Source organism: Shewanella sp. S1-58-MNA-CIBAN-0166 (assembly GCF_040310085.1).
Classification (GTDB): Bacteria; Pseudomonadota; Gammaproteobacteria; order Enterobacterales; family Shewanellaceae; genus Shewanella.
The window spans coordinates 144599-160928 of the sequence record NZ_JBEOPN010000001.1 but is presented as its reverse complement, the minus strand read 5'-3'; the positions used below and the strand labels follow the sequence as shown (position 1 = coordinate 160928).

Genomic DNA, 16330 nt, shown 5'->3' with positions numbered 1-16330 from the left:
TCCATTATTCGATGACTAATATGTTATAACATTGTACGAAGTTAGTGACTTAATACAAATGTTATCTCCACTAACATGGTATGAAATAAGGATTATTATGCCCAAAAAGTTTGATTACAGCCCTATTGCGGCTTTTTTTAGTGGGATTTGGCAGTTTCTACTCCATCTCAAACAACGGCTTGCTGAAGACCAAATTAATATACGAGCAGGTCATTTGGCCTATGTGACCTTGTTGTCATTGGTGCCTATGTTGGCTGTCACCATGTCGATGTTATCGGCCTTTCCGGTGTTTAAAGGTATTCGCGGCAATATTGAAGGCTTTATATATAATAATTTTATACCTGCAGCGGGTGATACGGTGCAAGTGCATATCAACGAGTTTGTCGCTAATGCATCTAAAGGCACCTTTGTCGGTATTGTTGCGTTAGTGTTTGTTGCCATTATGCTGATTTCAGCTATCGATAAAGCATTGAATAACATTTGGCGAATTACCGAAAAGCGCTCTTACGTGGTGTCATTTTCGATGTACTGGATGGTGTTAACTCTAGGTCCTGTACTCATTGGTGCAAGTCTAGTGGCCACCTCTTATGTTGTTTCATTAGAGGTGGTAACAGGCAGTGAGTTGTCTGGATTAGTCCCGTGGATTGTTGAGCGTCTACCATTGCTGTTTTCTGTGGCATCTATATTACTGTTGTATATGGTCGTGCCTAACAAGAAAATCCATTTTTTACATGCTCTATTGGGAGCGATTGTAGCAGCGGTATTATTTGAAGCAGGCAAAAAGGGTTTTGCGTTTTATGTGACCCAATTTCCGAGTTATGAAGCCATTTATGGTGCACTGGCAGTAGTGCCGATTTTATTTGTATGGGTATATTTATCGTGGATGATTGTATTACTCGGTGCAGAAATTACTGCCGCACTGCCAGAGTATCTGGAAAGTTTAGCGGTCATCGCGGATGATCTTAAAGCTGAAATTTTTACAGAGACTGAGACTAAAAGCCAGAATCTCAATAATGTGCACGATCCTATAGTGGTCGATAAATCCATTTCGTCGTCTGATAAATCTTAAGTGGCATTGGTGTTCTACGCCAATGTATTCAGTAACAACTAGTCTGTATGGGCCACAAGTAGCAAGTTATGTTGCTACCTGTGGTCTCTCAGTTGGCCTTGTTTTATTTTCTTCAATAAGCATCATCAAATAGCATAGTTTAAGGCAGTTATGATTGCATTAATTCAACGAGTTAAACGCGCGTCAGTGGCGGTCGACAATACAATAGTCGGCAAAATTGACCAAGGCTTGTTAGTATTACTAGGCATAGAGCGCGAAGATAATATTGATAAAATGGTTAAGTTAGCTACAAAAGTCATTAATTATCGGGTGTTTAGTGATGAAAACGGAAAAATGAATCTTAATCTGGCTCAAGTCGGTGGACAATTATTGGTGGTGTCGCAATTTACCTTAGCAGCAGATACCGGCAAAGGCTTAAGACCCAGTTTTTCGAGCGCTGCAACTCCTGAGCAAGCCGATCGCCTTTATTTGGCTTTTGTCGAATATTGTCGCCAACAAGGGGTTATGACACAGACAGGACAATTTGGTGCAGATATGCAGGTCGAGTTGGTCAATGATGGCCCAGTGACCTTTAATCTGCAGGTATAAGGCCTTAATTTATTACCATTCTATTATTGTCAGTAGAGGTTAACCAGTCATCATCGGAGGGATGCCGTTATGTTTGATATTTCATTCACAGAAGCGCAATCAGATGCCAAGGTCAATGCTTTACTGCAGACCTTGTGTGAAACTTGGCATAGTACGATTCCTGTTAGTCAATTTATGGGCATTAAACCAGTGTTGTTTAATGGAGATAGCCTACAAGTCACTGCACCTTTAGAGCCCAACGTTAACTTACATCACACCATGTTTGCTGGCAGTATTTATACCTTAATGACATTAACAGGCTGGGGAATGGTGTGGTTACAGCAGCAATTGTCACAAGCCCATGGTGATATTGTATTAGCTGATGCAAAAGTCAGGTATTTAAAACCGGTGACTAAACAGCCCTATGCCAAAGTTATTTGGCCCTATACTGATTTGAACCCATTAAACCGAGGCCGGCGAGTCAAAATCACCTTAGAAGTGGCGTTATATTGTGATGACATTATGTGTGCTACGTTTACCGGCCAATTTGTGTCTTTACCGCCAAAAAATGGTCGCGTTGATTAACATATTCGCGTTGAACAAGTAAATATGTTTCGATTTTATCGAATATAATTGCATAATTATTGCGCTATTATTCTTTTTTATAGGTCAATATACTAGCTACATTGGTCAGGCACATAGCATATGACCCAACAAACATATGGGTGAGACTTAACAATGGCAAAAGTATTAATTTTAAAATCAAGCATTCTAGGCAGTTATTCACAGTCTTCAGCATTAGTTGATTATTTAAATCAGCAATGGAGCAGTAAAGGTGCACAAATTACAGTGCGTGATTTAGGTAAAAATACCTTGCCAATGTTAGATGGTGAGCTAGCTTCTGGTTTACGTGGCGGCGATAACCTTTCCGAACGTCAATTATCTGCAGTGGCACTATCGAATGAATTAGTCGCTGAAATTAACGATCATGACACCATTGTTATCGCAGCGCCGATGTACAACTTTGGCATACCGACAACGTTAAAAAATTGGATCGATTTTATTGCTCGTGCCGGTGTAACGTTTACTTACACCGATACCGGACCCGTTGGATTAATCAAAGGTAAGCGTGCCATTATTGTGACGACTCGTGGTGGAGCGCATAAAGGCGGGTCTACAGATCATGTTGTACCTTACTTAACAACTGTGTTGGGCTTCATTGGAATTAACAACGTCGAAACCATTTATGCTGAATCATTAAATATGGGCCCAGATGCAGCCGAAGCAGGTATTAGCCAAGCTAAGCTTGATATTGATGCAATAGCACTCTAATCATTTTATAGATGTTTAGATAACGCCACGAATTCGCATACTTAACGCTTAATGAGCCTTTGACATTTAAAGGTTCATTAAGCGTTTTTTTATTTTGTGTTTTGTTGTTATTTTATTAATCCAAAAAAGTATTTACTGCGTATAATTAGTACAACCAGTATCTAGATTGATGCCAATTTTACTTTTCAAAAATGTAGTTTCATTAACAAAAGCCTACGGGTTTATCGTTGAAAAGCCGTCATACTGTCATTTATTTTTTATGAAACTCAGAAAAATTGTCATCGCGTCAGTATTAATCTTGCTCGCTTTGAGTCTTATGCCTATATTGATGCTGATCAATCAGTGGGCTTCAGAGACAGAGGCTTATGGCATTACCGGAAATGACGGCCAACAGATTCATTTTCGGTGGCAAGACGTTAATCAACAAGTTCACCAGTACCCTGCGTCCGCGGGAACATATACCTACTTATTTTTAGGCTTTTTGTCGTGCTCAGAAATTTGTCCAATACGCATTGAGCAATTAGATCAACTTGAGCAACGAATAGAGCAGGATGCTTCGATAAATAAAGCTGAGGTTCAATTTATGTTTGTGACTATCGATCCTGATAACGACACATTAGCCGTGCGCCAAGCGGTGATCGATGCACGCTCTAAACGTTTTGTCAGTGCGTCATTGTCCGAGTCAGATTTACATCAACTTGAGTTACGCTTATCTGACAATATCAATCGACAACTCGCAACGATAAATCATGTAGGCAATCTATTTTTGTTGGATCCTTACGGAAAAATTGCGCGTATTTACACTGCTAAGCAGCTTTCAACATCCAAAATGCTCATCGACCTAAACCATATTATTTCAACTCAACACTAGGGATATGTATGAATGATAATCAAACAGTAACACTGCTTAAAAAAAATGATTCATATATATACCGATTATTGTTGCTGCAGGCTCCACTGCTAGCCGCGAGTGGTTTTATCGGCGCTAAAATGCTGACATTTAGTATCACCGCCGCGATAGCAGTATTGGTAATATCACAGCTCAGTTATGTTTTGCTAAAAGGTACTGAGTTGTTTGGCATTGTGGCTGCTGTGATTATGATGACAGTATCGGGGCTATTAGTTCAAAGCCAAATGGGCATGATTGAAATGCACTTTCATATCTTTGCTACCATGGGGATATTTCTTATTTACCTGCGCTGGCAGCCGTTAGTGGCCGCTTTGTTGACCGTGGCGATACATCACGTCTTAATGACTTATATCCAATTACAAGGTGTTGAACTATTTGATACGCCAGTGATGATTTTTGCTGGCGAGTGTAGCTGGAGTATCATGCTCGTTCATGCGCTGTTTGCCGTAACTGAAACCGGTATTTTAATTCGTATTGCATTATTTATGCGTGCAGACTCAGTTGCCAATCAACGTATTGCTGGTGCAATTCAACATATTTCACAGCATAAAGATTTATCGATTCGGTTACCTTCAGCCGATACTCAGGCAGAAATGTCCTTTAATTTGATGCTGGAAGAGTTGTCGCAATTGTTTAACGACTATCGCGATATTGCTGTGAAAATGGCAAGTACTTCCGACAACTTAATGAGCCTGAGCGATCAAGCTCAACATGCGGTACAACAGCAAAATAACCAAGCGCGATTGATTGCCGAATCGACTCAACATGTTATTGACAGTTTTCAGCAAATGGCTCATGACAGCCAAATTTCAGCGGATCAAGCAAGAGAGGGGGCAACCTCAAGTCTTGGCGATCGCCAGAATGCATTAAGCATTATGAAAGACATGCAGGCGCTAGAAACTAATATGACTGAAGTAACTGAATCAATGACTGATTTAACCACTGATGTTAGTGCTATTACCACACAGTTGCAGGCCATTCGCAGTATTTCAGATCAAACTAACTTACTTGCGTTGAATGCGGCGATTGAAGCGGCTAGAGCGGGTGAGAGTGGCCGTGGTTTTGCGGTGGTGGCAGATGAAGTTCGCACTTTAGCAAAGCGTACCAGTCAGTCTACCGATGGTATTGAAAAAGTACTGAGTCGTTTAAATGTCAGCATGCTAAAAACCGTTGAGTCGATGGATCAAGGCAAGCAACGTACGACGCAAAATGTAGTCCACACCAGTAGCATTGCTCAAGGACTTGAGCAACGTTCTGCTCAAATAGGTCAAGTGGCTACCTTGAGCCACAATGTGGCAAATGGTACACAACAACAAGCAGATAGATTGACTCAAATAGGTGCGGAGATTTTGGATAACGCCCAAGCCGTTGTACTTTTATCGGCGCAAGTTCAAAAGCTGGCTGGTGGCGCGGTAGAAATGAAACGGATTACTCAAGACTATCAAGCCAAAGCTGCGGCTTACAAGGTGTAAAAACACAGGCGAAAGCATCGCTTTCGCCTGCATTATATGGCTGCAAAGGAGCTATACCCTTATATGATTAACGCCAACGTTTAAAAATCAATGAAGTATTAATGCCACCAAAAGCAAAGTTATTACTCATAATATAGTCGGTGTCGATATGACGAATATCGTCTTTAATGTAATCGAGCGGGGCGCATTCTGGGTCGACATGATTAAGATTGAGTGTTGGTGCAAACCAGCCTTCATTCATCATGTTAATACTAGTCCATGCTTCCAATGAACCACAGGCTCCTAGGGTATGACCGGTATAACTCTTTAATGACGATATTGGCGTTTCTGAGCCAAATACTGCATGAGTCGCGGCAGTTTCAGCTGTATCACCGCGATCAGTAGCGGTGCCATGAGCACTAATATAACCGATGTCTTGTGCCGATAGTTGGGCATCTTTTAAGGCTAAACGAATCGCTACTTCCATGGTATTAGCATTGGGTTGAGTGACGTGTTGGCCATCTGAGTTGGTGCCAAAACCAACCAACTCAGCATAAATATTTGCACCACGGGCTTGAGCATGTTCAAGCTCTTCTAATATCAAAGTACAAGCTCCTTCACCGATAACCAAACCATCGCGGCTCTGGTCAAATGGGCGTGGCGTTAGCTCTGGAGTTTCATTTTGGGTGCTGGTGGCATACAAAGTATCAAATACCACCGCCTCAGTAGGACAAAGCTCTTCACCGCCGCCCGCGAGCATAATGGTTTGCATGCCATATTTAATCGCTTCATAAGCATAGCCAATGCCTTGACTGGCAGAGGTACAGGCACTGCTGGTGGTGTGAATACGGCCTTGCAGGCCAAAGAACACCCCAATATTAACCGCGGTAGTGTGGGCCATCATGCGGATATAACTGGTGGCGGTTAACCCCGACATTTCGCCCGTTTTTAACATGTCACCAAAGCCCATAATGGGATCGGTACTGCCTGTAGATGAACCGTAAGCAACGCCAACTTGACCGGAATTAAGGATGGGGTCGTTCAACAAACCTGCATCTTCAAGCGCTAATTCACTGGCTCGTGTCGCCATCATGGATACTCGCCCCATAGAGCGGATCTTTTTACGTGAATAATGGGCAGGTAAAGAAAAATCAGTCACTGGCGCTGCCAGTCGAGTATTTAGACCAGGGTAACGATCCCATTCATCCATACGAATAACGCAGTTGTGTTTGGCTAATAGGCTGGCTTTAATTTGTTGCCAGTCTTGGCCTAATGCGGAAATCCCGCCCATACCGGTAACGACTACACGCTTCATATCATGCCTCCGTTAACGGAGATCACTTGGCGAGTTATGTAGGCGGCATCGTCTGATAATAAAAAGTTAGCTAGCCCGGCTATTTCACTGGGTTTGCCCATGCGCTTCATCGGCACTATTTGGTTGACAATATCAGTTGAAATATCTATGACCATGTCGGTTTCAATCAACCCTGGTGCGATACAATTGACGGTAATTTTTCGTTTAGCTAACTCAAGCGACAAGGCTTTAGTTGCGCCAATAATTCCCGCTTTTGATGCGCTGTAGTTCACTTGGCCACGATTACCTGCAATGCCTGACACTGAGGCTAGGGTGATAATACGTCCGCCTTTACGTGCTTGCACCATTGGCATCACTGTAGGATGGATAACATTATAAAAACCATCAAGGTTAGTGTGGATCACACTGTCCCATTCATCTTCGGTCATCGCAGGGAAGGCGGTGTCGCGATTAATACCCGCATTAAGAATAACGCCATAATAGGCACCATTTTCGGCAATGTCCGTTTCGATAGCAAGCTTGACCGCTTGGCGGTCGGCAATATCAAATTGCAGTAAACTAACCTGCACACCAAGATCTAATAAGGTTTTTTGTACTTGCGCTGCGGCAGCATGATTGCTGTGAAAGTGCAGCGCAATATCGAAACCATTCTCGGCTAATTTAATGGCGATGGCTTTGCCTATTCCTCGGCTTGAACCGGTAACTAATACTCTATTATTCAAAATGTCTCTCCGTGATTGATTCGAGGAACTCCAATGGGGTGTCAAAAGGTTTGTTGATCATGCTTAGCCGTCAGCTTGGCTTTCATCAATATAGGCTTGGGTGTCTTGTGGTTGGAATACATTGACATTAGCTGCCGCCACTAATGTTTGGTGATGATAAATTTGGCAGTCAAATACAGCTAATCCAGACTCTTCCTGGTACAGCCGAGTCACCTGGGTGCGATAAGACTCACCTAAGGTAAAGGTGTCGATATGCATTTGCAGTTTGCGGGTGCCGAGTAAAAAACCGACTCGGATAGTATCGTCGCACAGTAAGGCTTCAACACCCGCTAATGCAGCAATACTTTGGGCCATATACTCGATGCCAACGTAATTAGGCACGCCATTGAGTTGAGCGTCGAAATAGGCACTATTAGGGCTAATATGGGTTGCGGTGATTAAGCAGTCTGGGCGATGTTCTAAGACATTATCAATCAAGATCATCGGTGCTCGATGCGGAATAAAAGTACTTATATCTTGCGCTAACATCGCCGGCGTTGCTGTGGCTATAGACATGAAACTAGGCATCCTTTCGACAAAAAATCAGGCTGGCATTACTGCCGCCAAAGGCAAATGAATTGCTCATAATAAAGTTGAGTTGGCTAAGGCCAGTATTGTTGTTGGCACTAACGAGAGCGATATTCGGGTCATTAGTATCTTGCTGCCCATCCCAGATGTGCGGCGGCAAACGCTTTTCATGGTTAAGTGGGCTTAATAACAAATAACAAAAGGCAGCTTCAATCGCGCCAGCTGCGCCTAAAGTATGGCCCGTGAGCGGCTTGGTTGAGCTGCAGGCTGGTGATGAATGACTGAATATTGCAGTGACCGCACGCGATTCCATGGCATCATTTTTGGGAGTAGCGGTACCGTGGAGGTTGAGATAATCGATTTTTTCCGCAGCAATGTTGGCTTCTGCCAGGGCTTGTTGCATAGCGGCAATAGCACCTAATCCTTGCGGGTGTGGCGCTGAAATATGATGAGCATCGGCAGACTCGCCGATCCCCGCCAACATGACGTCACTTTGGCCACGCTCTAAAGTAAATAAAGCAGCCCCTTCACCAATATTAATTCCATCACGATGGCGACTAAACGGATTGCAATGGCCTTTGGATACCGATTCTAATGCGGCAAAGCCATTAACGGTTAACTGACACAAGCTGTCTACACCCCCCACAATTACCATATCGCACATATTCGCATTGAGTAACCGCTGGGCACTGGCAAACACTTTTGCACTCGATGAACACGCTGTAGATACGGTATAACAAGGGCCTGACAGTTCAAACAACTGTTTTAAATAATCACTGGGGCTACCCAGTTCCTGCTGCGAGTAATGGTAACTCGGGGGGAAATGGCCATGTTCTAGCTGATACTTTAATGCCGCTTCGCCTTTGGAAATGCCAGAGGTGCTGGTGCCTAAAACCACTCCGATGCGATGGGAACCAAAACGCTGCTTAGCTTGCTCTATTGCGGGCACAAGTTGCTGGGCGGCAGTGTTTAATAAACGATTATTACGGCAAGCAAATAAACTGAGATGATCGGCAATTTCTATTAACCGTTTGTCATCGACGCAACCGACTAATGTAGGCGCATCGAACAATAAATTATCGCGCCATTGCATAGCACTGATATCACCGCTAATGAGACGCGGCAGCACCTCTTCTGGCGAGTTGCCCAGAGGTGTACACAATCCGATGTGAGTTATTGCTATGCGACTGTTCATGTTTAGTTTGATGGCCTATTTATCTCGGTTTATTGGATTATGCTGGAGCACTTGTTTATCAATCTGTTATTCAATCAGTTAGTTAATTAGTTAGTCAATTGGGTTTATTTGCATATGAATATCGGCGGCATCGATGTCTACATTCACTTGCGCTAACCACGGGTCGATATCGCTATACGTTATCGTGATTAAGGCTCCACTGGCATCAATAAGTTGCTTACATAACGGCATATCACATGCCATAGTGACTAATTCACCGCCGGTTAAATGTTGATTAACTTGCTCCGTTGGCCAGTAAATCAACTGCATTATGGCCATTAAATACTCTGCTTTAAATTGCTCACCTAATAATAGGCTTTGCTGACTTTGCAGGGTTTGGCCATCGTACACTAACGTGAATAATGCTTGCCCAAGTGGCGCTAATCCCACTAACGTCATCTGTAGTGAATTAAGCTCCAGCTGGGTTAATAACTCGTGATTTTCTTGCCCATAGGTAAAGCTGACCATTTGGCTTAAGCTGATATCTTGCTGCGGTGACGTTGTTAACAGCGCAGAGGCTGAGCTTAGGCAATATTGTGCTTCACTGGCGAGTGGGACACAAGTTTGCCGCTCGATTTGTTGGCTGCAAGCACTTAATAGGCTTAGCAGTAATAGCGCCACCACGCGAAGCAATATAATCCCCGCAGAACGCCCCAGCAGATTAAGCAACATTGGGCTTTGGCTCCTGACATAATTCAACAATGGTATTGAGGCGTCGTTCGGACTCTTTTACAAACGGGTTGCTCATGTCCCAAGCGTAGCCTGCTAAAATTGAGCAGATCATTTGTTTAATCTTGTTGTCAGCTTGCTGATAGAAAATGACATCTTGAAAGCGCCCGTCATACCAAGCTTGGACATAGGTTCTAAAGGTGTTAACTCCTTGCATTAATGGCGCAGCGTATTCGCTATCCCAATCAACTGTTTGGCCATTAAGTTGTTTATTCAAACTGGCAACCGCCATTGATGCTGACTGCATGGCAATTGTCACCCCTGATGAAAATACTGGGTCAAGGAACTCGCCAGCATTACCCAGTAAAGCAAACTTATTGGTTGCTAAGGTGGTGACATTAGCCGAATAACCTTTGAGCGTGGCACAAGGCTGAACAATATTGGCATTACTCAGCAACTGCTGTAGCTCAGGCTCTTCATTAATCACCGCTAACAATTGTTGTTCAAGGCTACCGGATAAATGCTCGAGTAAATGCGGCTCAGCCACCACGCCAATTGAGCAACGGTTATTGCTAAAAGGGATTAACCAGTACCAGATATCCTTATGTTGAGGATGAACACTGATTAAGATCTTATTTCGATCAAAATGGGGATCGCTAATGTTGTCTTCAATATGGGTGAAAATGGCGCTGCGTGGCGGTAAATTTGATGGTTGTTCTAAATTCAGTAATCGCGGTAATACTCGGCCAAAACCACTAGCATCGAGCACAAATTTAGCATTCACTTGATATTGTGCACCTCGGTCATTCGTTACCGTTAAGCGAGGATTATGAGTCAAATCAATCGCATCAACTTGATGACCAAAACGGATCTCAACCCCTTGGCTGATAGCTGTGTCGGCTAGGAGTTTATCAAAATCTGCCCGTTGAACTTGAAACGTAGTCCCAGGGCCAGGGGTAAATTTATCGGTAAAGTCAAAGGTGGTGTAGCGTCCTTGGTGTTGAAATGCTGCGCCATTTTTAAATTGAAATCCAGCCTGATTAACGGCGTCAAGCATGCCTGCTTGTTCGAGAAACTGCATACAACAAGGCAGTAAACTTTCGCCAATCGAAAAACGTGGAAAATGCTGTTTTTCAATAACAACAACCTGATGCCCTTGTTGGCGTAATAGGCTTGCGGCAATGGCGCCAGAAGGGCCTGCACCAATGATGGCAACGTCAACGTCCATGTTGCTGACTGTATGTGAATGACTAGATGGCATTTACAGTTTTCCTAGTAATAAATGAAATAAACGGTGCCAGTAAAAATGAAAAACTGATCCCAAAAAGAAGCGTTAAACCAAAAAAGTGAATGGCATGGGTTTGACTCAGCGCCAGCAACCCAAAAGCCAATAGTGTTGAACAGGCTGACATAAAGATTGCCATCATTACTCCGCGACTAGTGTGTTTGGCCTCGGCAAAAAATAGGCTGTAATCGATACCAATGCCTAACACCAAAATAAGCGCTAAGGCGTGAAACAAGCTAATGCTCGAGCCGACAAGGCCTAAACAGGCTAGCGTGAGCAGTACTGATAAAGCGGGGACTGCGACGATAGCGAATGCCAACTTAATACCGTATTTAATGCTAAAAATTAGGCTAGCTAAGGCAAATACCCACATTAATAGTTGTAATGTTAGTTGGCGATACTTGCCCATTAAATGGGATATATCACCGACCTTATCGATTAACCGCACTTGCCCTAAAGGCCATTTATGTTCAGTCAGCCGTTGCTCAAGAGAGGCTAACGAATGTATGCCACCGAGTAACACTATGGCGCCAAATTGCTGGGGTTGGTCTGTTGTTGGAATCGCACCAAGCCATAACGTCTGTAAATCATCATTAGCTTTGGCTAGCACCATGGTTGGGGTTAACCATTGTGATTCGGCGTGATTAAGTTGTGCCATCATACTGGTGATTATGCTGTCATCAAGGCCCATTCCACTGATGATTTCGTCTAAATGTTGCCCATAAAGCTGTTGCTGTAACTGATAGTGTTGTTGTTGTTTGGCAATGCTGGGCATAAAGCGGCTGAGACTGATAGCTTGGTCTAACTCAGCATCAGTTATGGCTTTATCCAGTACTGGTACCAGTTGCTCTAACGTTTGTAATAAAGCTTGTTCACTGGGACCGCTGACTAAAATAAATTGATTGTCGGTGCCGCCGCTGAGCAGTTGCCGTAGTTGGTTCTCTTCGGTGGTGATGGCTGCAGGGCTTTGCTGTAGCTGACGAATATCATCGTTAGAATCCGTTTGTGACAAACCGAAAAACAATATTGTCGCCAAACCAATGATCAGAGTCGCTATAGCTATTTTTTGCCACAATTGAATAGGGGTGAAAATACGTTGTAATAGCGCCAAATAACCTTGGGCGAGGGTTAATCCTGGCGTTGGTTTAAGCGCATGGTTACCCAGTAATGGAAACACCAATAACAACGTTAGGTATGCACCAATTAACCCAGCAGCACAAAAGACGGCCACTTGTTGCATTCCCGGGAATGGCGTAAAGCCAATGGCGATAAAGGCGCTTGCACTGGTAGCAAGGGCGAGAGTGAGCGCCGGAAAAATCTGCTTTAAAGTGTCACTGGCGTTGTTATTAGGGTGAGCTTGTTTTTCACAATAAAAGTGAAAGCTGTAATCAATGGCGACACCAATTAAGCTGGTGCCAAACACTAATGTGAGTAAGTGCAACTCACCGAAAATACTTAAGGTGGCGACAAACGCAAACACCACCCCAGTGGTTAACGTCAGTAGTGCGGCAAATAACGGCATAATCGACCGAAAGGCTAACCAGACTAATAAGATGATCCCCAACATGGAAATTAAGCCAATTCGACTGATTTCTTGTTTGGCTGATTCGGTGGCGGCAATCGCATGAAAAAGCGCACCAGCTTTAAGGAAACTGACATCGGGGACATGCAGAGTCACTTGGCTAAATGCAGCATCTAATGCTTGAATTTGCTGTTGCTGAGCGGTCGGGCTAAAAGCACTGTCGCGCCCTTTGGCCATGACAATCGCAGCCACACCATCGGTAGTGTCGGTGAGTAAAATGCCTTGTTGGCTACGCAGCGCACTATTAGGTGATAACGCCAGTAAGTTGGCTGGAAACATCAGTAATGGGTCATTGCTGAGCAGCTGGCTGTTGGCAAAACCAAATGCGCTATAAAGTTGATTTTGGGCCGCGTTAAGCAGTTGGCGCCAATTATCTGTTTCAATCGCTTTAGCTTGCTCGGCGGTGAGTAGGGTAAAGCGATGTTCGAAATACACTTTAGCTAAGTCTTGCAGATGATCATCCGCGCCGCTACGAATGTGAATAAAGGGCTGTTGTGGCTGTTTATCTAGTACATCCATCAGTTGCTGTGCGGCACTGATAGCTTGGTTGTCGTCATCGGCTTTTATTGCAATATACACTTGGTTAGCGAGTTGCTGTTCAACTCTGTTTAATGCTGTTTCAGTGAGTTTTTCTTGTTGTAAATTCGGCAACATCGCCAAAATATCAGTTTGAATATGCGCGCCCTGTTGCCATTGTATTAAGCCAGTGACTAACATTGTCAGTAGCAATAATACCCATAAGACAAAACGCCCAATAGGAGATAACAACGCGGTTAGCGATATTGGCTGCATTATTTAGCGGACTCATTTCCAAGACTAAAAAGCGCCAGTTCAGCTTCACTCAGTTGCCCTTGTTGGGTCTGGGTAAATTGAATTTGGGTATAGTCGCGAACATCCGCTTGGTTACTGGTCATGATTAATGAACGTATAAGCGTGTCGCCGCTGAGGGTAATGTTACCCATAGACGATTGCACTTGTGGGTCTTTAGCTTGCAGGCCCAGTTGCCATGACCTATTTGCGGGCTGATTTGCTGGCTGAGCAGCAGGCATAAATAAGTTGAAATCGGCACTTAAAGCATCAATATCACCCGCCATAATGGCTTGTAATAAACGCGGTAATTGCTGTGCAATCGGGTTGCCATTAGCCCCAGCACTAAAGTGTTGAATTTTGCCTTGGCTGTTTTGTTGGATCAACTGCTGATCTTTAAGCACCATCAAGGTGTTGAAAGGACGTTGCTGCTGCCATACCAATCCTTGCGTTGGACTAAATATAAACTGTCCTTGGCTGAGTAAGGGCTTTTTAAGCACCCGTAAATGGCGTAATTGAACAAACTGCCCACGAGTATCTAGTTGTAGATTCAGTTGCTGCGCTAGCGCGCTGAGGGCTTCAGTGCTGGCTGGTTGAGTATACAGAGTCTGAATATCTGCTAATTGACCTTTGGTCAGAGCTTGAGGCTTTGGCTGTGTCAGCTCTGGAGTAAGTGTTTGATTATTGCTTGCTGGTGGACGTTCGCTAGCCGAGGTGGCCGCAATACACAGGCAACACAACATAATGATGCTGCTTACTCGCGCCAATACACTAATAAATATGCCAGTAAATAGGCTCAAAAATACTCTGCTGCGGGCACTCATTACACTTGGCTCGCATCGAGTAATGGGCGAATTTTTTGCTGAAACACTTCTGGAGTAACAAAGCATAATTCTTGGGTAGCAATCTCAACCGCGGCTTGAATGGTATAGCCCTTGGTGATGCGCGCGTTGGTGTCGGCATCAACAATTTGATAGTTAATGCGTAAGCGGTTTTCCCATTCAACAATGGTGGCGATAACCTTGATTTTTTGGTCAAAGGTGCTGCTTTTAACGTACTTAATTTGCACATCGACAATGGGCCATGCATAACCGGACTCTTGCATAGTGCGATAGTTATAACCGAGTTTATCCAGTAATTGACAACGCACAACCTCAAAATAGCGTAAGTAATTACCGTGCCAAGTAATGCCCATCGAGTCGACATCGTGAAACGGGATCACCATTTCCATTTCTGTGAGTAATAAACCTTTCATTTAACACACCTCCCACAGACCCAGTTGAATTTTGTCTACTGTTTGGCGTAGTACTGCTTCTAATGGACGGTCTTCGGTTAGCAGTTCAAAATCTTCACTGACTTGAGCCAGTGTGGTGGCAAGTGAAGGTGTTAGCGAATTAGGGTCCAATTCTTTCTGTATCACCCGCAGCTGAATACCTTGGCTCATGGCCAGTAATGCGGCGGCAGCGACTTGTTCAGTCAGTTGTAATATTCGCATGCAGTCGCGAGCGGCAATAGTGCCCATGCTCACTTTGTCTTGATTGTGGCATTCAGTTGAGCGTGAAAACACACTGGCAGGCATGGTGTTTTTTAATGCTTCAGCAGTCCAAGCTGAAACACCGATTTGTACCGCTTTAAAACCATGGTTAATGGCTCGGCGTTCTCCTTCTGCAGCAGATAAATTAGCCGGTAAGCCATTGTTGAATTTAGGGTCCATAACTAAAGCCATTTGACGATCAATTAAATCGGCGATATTGGCCACTGCATTTTTCATCGCATCCATGGCAAAGGCAATGTGGCCGCCATAAAAGTGACCGCCATGGAGGATATGTTCACCCTCGGCATCGACAATTGGGTTGTCGTTAGCGCTATTGAGTTCGGTTTCAATAAACTGACGCATAAAGGGCAAAGCATCTTGCAGTACGCCAATGATGTGCGGTGCACAGCGTATAGAATAGCGGTCTTGTAAGCGGTCAGAATTACGTGGATGCGCATGATGATTTAAGTCTTCGCGGATCCAACTGGCAATCTGGTTTTGTCCTGGGTGGGGTTTGGCGGCAAACAAAATTTCATCAAAATGATTTGCGTTGCCTTTAAGCGTTAACGATGCCATGGCAGTAATACGGCTTGATAAGCGAGTTAAGTACTGCGATCTGTCATAGGCTAAACAGGCGAGTGCTGTCATCACCGCGGTGCCATTCATTAACGCGAGGCCTTCTTTAGGGCGCAGGGTTAATGGCATCATGCCGAATTTCAGATAAACATCTTTGGTCGCTTGGCGTTTACCTTGGTATATCACCTCACGTTCGCCAACAAGTACTGCGGCAAGATAAGATAGCGGGGTTAAATCGCCGCTGGCACCAACCGAACCTTCTTGAGGAATTACCGGGGTAATATCATTATTGAGTAGCCATTCAATGCGCTGCAGCAGCAGATAACTGACACCAGACTTACCCACAGCCAATGAGTTTAAGCGGCAAGCCATAATCGCGCGGGCTTGCATTGGGCTAAATACATCACCTAAACCACAACCATGAAAACGGGTTAAATGTAGCGGTAGTTCATGGACTAAGTCTAAGCTGACGTTGACTGTGCAGGAGTCGCCGTAACCTGTTGTGACGCCATATACCACGCCTTCTTCATGCAGCAAACTGTCGATGAAACGGGCGCCTTTTTGAATATATTCAACATAGTCTGCAGCATCCGCCAGTTTGACCGTTGCGCCCTTGGCGACTGCGACCACTTGTTCAAGGCTCAGGTAGCTTTGGCCTAAATGCACCGTTTTTTCGGCGGCTGATGACTGTGAAGAAGTGTTGCTCATTG

General features: G+C 44.2%; 16 protein-coding genes. 6 read left to right on the top strand and 10 right to left on the bottom strand.

The features are described 5' to 3' along the window. The first annotated feature begins 97 nt into the window (after window positions 1-97). The 6 genes from AAEY99_RS00725 to AAEY99_RS00700 all read left to right on the top strand — a co-directional run bounded on the left by AAEY99_RS00725 (window position 98) and on the right by AAEY99_RS00700 (window position 5350). The gene (locus tag AAEY99_RS00725; protein ID WP_162022114.1) at window positions 98-1069 is read left to right on the top strand and encodes a virulence factor BrkB family protein; all 972 of its coding nucleotides are present in this window, start codon (window positions 98-100) and stop codon (window positions 1067-1069) included. A 150-nt stretch (window positions 1070-1219) separates the two neighbouring features. Then, window positions 1220-1657: a D-aminoacyl-tRNA deacylase gene (dtd, locus tag AAEY99_RS00720; protein WP_101084946.1), complete on the top strand. Its 438-nt coding sequence runs from the start codon at window positions 1220-1222 to the stop codon at window positions 1655-1657. 69 nt (window positions 1658-1726) lie between these two features. Further along, window positions 1727-2221 (top strand): thioesterase domain-containing protein, encoded by a 495-nt coding sequence (locus tag AAEY99_RS00715; protein WP_101084947.1) that lies wholly within the window; start codon window positions 1727-1729, stop codon window positions 2219-2221. Window positions 2222-2374: 153 nt separating this feature from the next. After that, complete coding sequence (locus tag AAEY99_RS00710) at window positions 2375-2968, top strand: FMN-dependent NADH-azoreductase (RefSeq protein WP_101084948.1); 594 nt, start codon at window positions 2375-2377, stop codon at window positions 2966-2968. A gap of 316 nt (window positions 2969-3284) precedes the next feature. Then, complete coding sequence (locus AAEY99_RS00705; RefSeq protein WP_351008556.1) at window positions 3285-3839, top strand: SCO family protein; 555 nt, start codon at window positions 3285-3287, stop codon at window positions 3837-3839. A gap of 8 nt (window positions 3840-3847) precedes the next feature. Beyond that, window positions 3848-5350 carry a methyl-accepting chemotaxis protein gene (locus AAEY99_RS00700; protein ID WP_182743299.1) on the top strand — a complete coding sequence of 501 codons (1503 nt, stop codon included), beginning with the start codon at window positions 3848-3850 and terminating at the stop codon, window positions 5348-5350. Between the two features lie 67 nt (window positions 5351-5417). Here AAEY99_RS00700 and AAEY99_RS00695 read toward each other — a convergent pair whose 3' ends face one another. From AAEY99_RS00695 to AAEY99_RS00650, 10 genes are all read right to left on the bottom strand, one after another. Further along, a complete protein-coding gene (locus AAEY99_RS00695) occupies window positions 5418-6644 on the bottom strand; it encodes a beta-ketoacyl-ACP synthase (protein ID WP_351008553.1) in 1227 nt (408 codons plus the stop codon). After that, window positions 6641-7366 carry a 3-ketoacyl-ACP reductase FabG2 gene (locus tag AAEY99_RS00690; RefSeq protein ID WP_351008551.1) on the bottom strand — a complete coding sequence of 242 codons (726 nt, stop codon included), beginning with the start codon at window positions 7364-7366 and terminating at the stop codon, window positions 6641-6643. The genes AAEY99_RS00695 and AAEY99_RS00690 overlap by 4 nt, the downstream gene beginning before the upstream one ends. A gap of 63 nt (window positions 7367-7429) precedes the next feature. Then, window positions 7430-7921 (bottom strand): hotdog family protein, encoded by a 492-nt coding sequence (locus AAEY99_RS00685; protein WP_351008549.1) that lies wholly within the window; start codon window positions 7919-7921, stop codon window positions 7430-7432. A 4-nt stretch (window positions 7922-7925) separates the two neighbouring features. Beyond that, window positions 7926-9128: a beta-ketoacyl-[acyl-carrier-protein] synthase family protein gene (locus AAEY99_RS00680; protein WP_351008547.1), complete on the bottom strand. Its 1203-nt coding sequence runs from the start codon at window positions 9126-9128 to the stop codon at window positions 7926-7928. A gap of 90 nt (window positions 9129-9218) precedes the next feature. Further along, a complete protein-coding gene (locus AAEY99_RS00675; protein ID WP_351008545.1) occupies window positions 9219-9839 on the bottom strand; it encodes a DUF3261 domain-containing protein in 621 nt (206 codons plus the stop codon). Then, entirely contained in the window at window positions 9829-11097 is a 1269-nt protein-coding gene (locus AAEY99_RS00670) for an NAD(P)/FAD-dependent oxidoreductase (RefSeq protein WP_351008542.1), read from the bottom strand. The genes AAEY99_RS00675 and AAEY99_RS00670 overlap by 11 nt, the downstream gene beginning before the upstream one ends. After that, a complete protein-coding gene (locus tag AAEY99_RS00665) occupies window positions 11087-13495 on the bottom strand; it encodes an MMPL family transporter (RefSeq protein ID WP_351008539.1) in 2409 nt (802 codons plus the stop codon). Before AAEY99_RS00665 ends, AAEY99_RS00670 begins: the two co-directional genes overlap by 11 nt. Further along, a complete protein-coding gene (locus AAEY99_RS00660; RefSeq protein WP_351008536.1) occupies window positions 13495-14334 on the bottom strand; it encodes an outer membrane lipoprotein carrier protein LolA in 840 nt (279 codons plus the stop codon). Before AAEY99_RS00660 ends, AAEY99_RS00665 begins: the two co-directional genes overlap by 1 nt. Further along, on the bottom strand, window positions 14334-14765 hold the full coding sequence (locus AAEY99_RS00655) for an acyl-CoA thioesterase (RefSeq protein ID WP_351008533.1): 432 nt from the start codon (window positions 14763-14765) through the stop codon (window positions 14334-14336). Before AAEY99_RS00655 ends, AAEY99_RS00660 begins: the two co-directional genes overlap by 1 nt. Further along, a complete protein-coding gene (locus AAEY99_RS00650) occupies window positions 14766-16328 on the bottom strand; it encodes an HAL/PAL/TAL family ammonia-lyase (RefSeq protein WP_101084959.1) in 1563 nt (520 codons plus the stop codon). It lies immediately after the preceding gene. Window positions 16329-16330: the final 2 nt, after the last annotated feature.